The 1,454-nt window shown below is 34.4% G+C and carries 1 protein-coding gene; it reads right to left on the minus strand.

Annotated features, from left to right (window positions below; genetic code table 11):
- Nucleotides 1-246: 246 nt before the first annotated feature.
- Nucleotides 247-1,095 carry a DUF5694 domain-containing protein gene (locus M2419_RS27370; RefSeq protein WP_159732729.1) on the minus strand — a complete coding sequence of 283 codons (849 nt, stop codon included), beginning with the start codon at nucleotides 1,093-1,095 and terminating at the stop codon, nucleotides 247-249.
- Nucleotides 1,096-1,454: the final 359 nt, after the last annotated feature.

Genomic DNA, 1,454 nt, shown 5'->3' on the forward strand with positions numbered 1-1,454 from the left:
ACAGCGGACTTATATAGGTGATATAAATTTTGAGGGCGAGGATCAAATGCCTGGAGAAGAAAGAATTGCGACTGTTCGTTTTCTCCTTGTAAAAGAGCTGGAGCAATATTTGACAAAAGGCCGTAAATGGTGGCTACATGAAGGACCTAGACTTATTGGTGAAGCAGAAATTTTATAGGAGAATTTTTGATTTTGGTTATACCCCTGTTTTCAAATAAATCAGGGGTATAACCAACCTCTATATTTTTAAAGAATATCCTTCAATTCGACTAAATTAAAATTCGGATCATTCTTAAAAAATTCTCTGAACATGGCAGCATGACCTACACCCACCAAGATCACTGCTGTTTTAGTAGATTTTTTCAGTTGGCTTTGAATGTTTGCGTACATCAATAAATTACGTTTATACCAGTCTGAAACCAATATACTTCCGAAATAACCATTTGATACACCTACTTTATTTGCTAAAGAGATATAAAAACTTTTATTTTGAAAGTAAATATCCTCTTCATTGAGTCTTAAAAGTACATCGCGCATACTTTCTTTACCGATCCCTTCATTAAATCCCTTACTCAGTTCCCCTAACTTGTTATCATACGCTGCTTTGAGCACTGGATTGGCATTTAGTTCTTTGCTCAAAAGATCGAATCTCATTTGTATCATCGTGTCTATGGGGAATACTTCCTTATTATTGGATTTTTTGCCAAGACGAAAAGCTAGTTGAAAAGTTTCGCCTTCAATATAAAGTTTTTGAAGTCTCTTATTTCCTATCGTATCTGTAAACTTGTTAAAATCATTTGATAAGTATAGCTGGTAGATCTCATTTAACTTTTTTGCCTCTGCATGTGGACTTTCCACAAAAATTTGATCGGGTTTGCTCTTCTTGTTAATCGCATTGGTTAACTCCTCCAGCCCCATCTGATCTTTTTCACTTAGGATATTTCTAGCGGTAGTCTTTGCAGCATCATTTCCCGGATTGTTAAAATGATAAGTACCAATCAGTATTATATCAACCTTGTCCTGGGAATACGAAAAAGAGATACTTGAAAGTAATAATAACAAAACAGCAGACAACCTTTTTAAAATATTTATCATTGAAATACTCCTATTTAAATCCATTTAATAATTCGCCGAATATAGCTAAAAATGGAATTATCCAAAAATAAATTATATTGACTTTTTTCTTAAATTTATGCCATTAGTTGGCCTTTGCTTAACCTGTCGCTAAATTGAAACTTTTCGCTTCAATTTCCGCCACTGACGCCAAGCCCCGTAACTTAAGCCATAGCTACGCGGACAGCTTTACAAGCAATATTAAACGGACACTCTTCAGTAGATAAACAAAATAAATGAGTAAAACGCTTTTTATCCTTTTTGCAGGTTTGACAATTCAAGCAAACGCACAAAACTTATTCCCTGTAAAACTCGAAAATTGTAAGGCTGAAAAGTTTTGC

The organism is Sphingobacterium sp. BIGb0116, from assembly GCF_024808035.1.
GTDB lineage: Bacteria > Bacteroidota > Bacteroidia > Sphingobacteriales > Sphingobacteriaceae > Sphingobacterium > Sphingobacterium paramultivorum.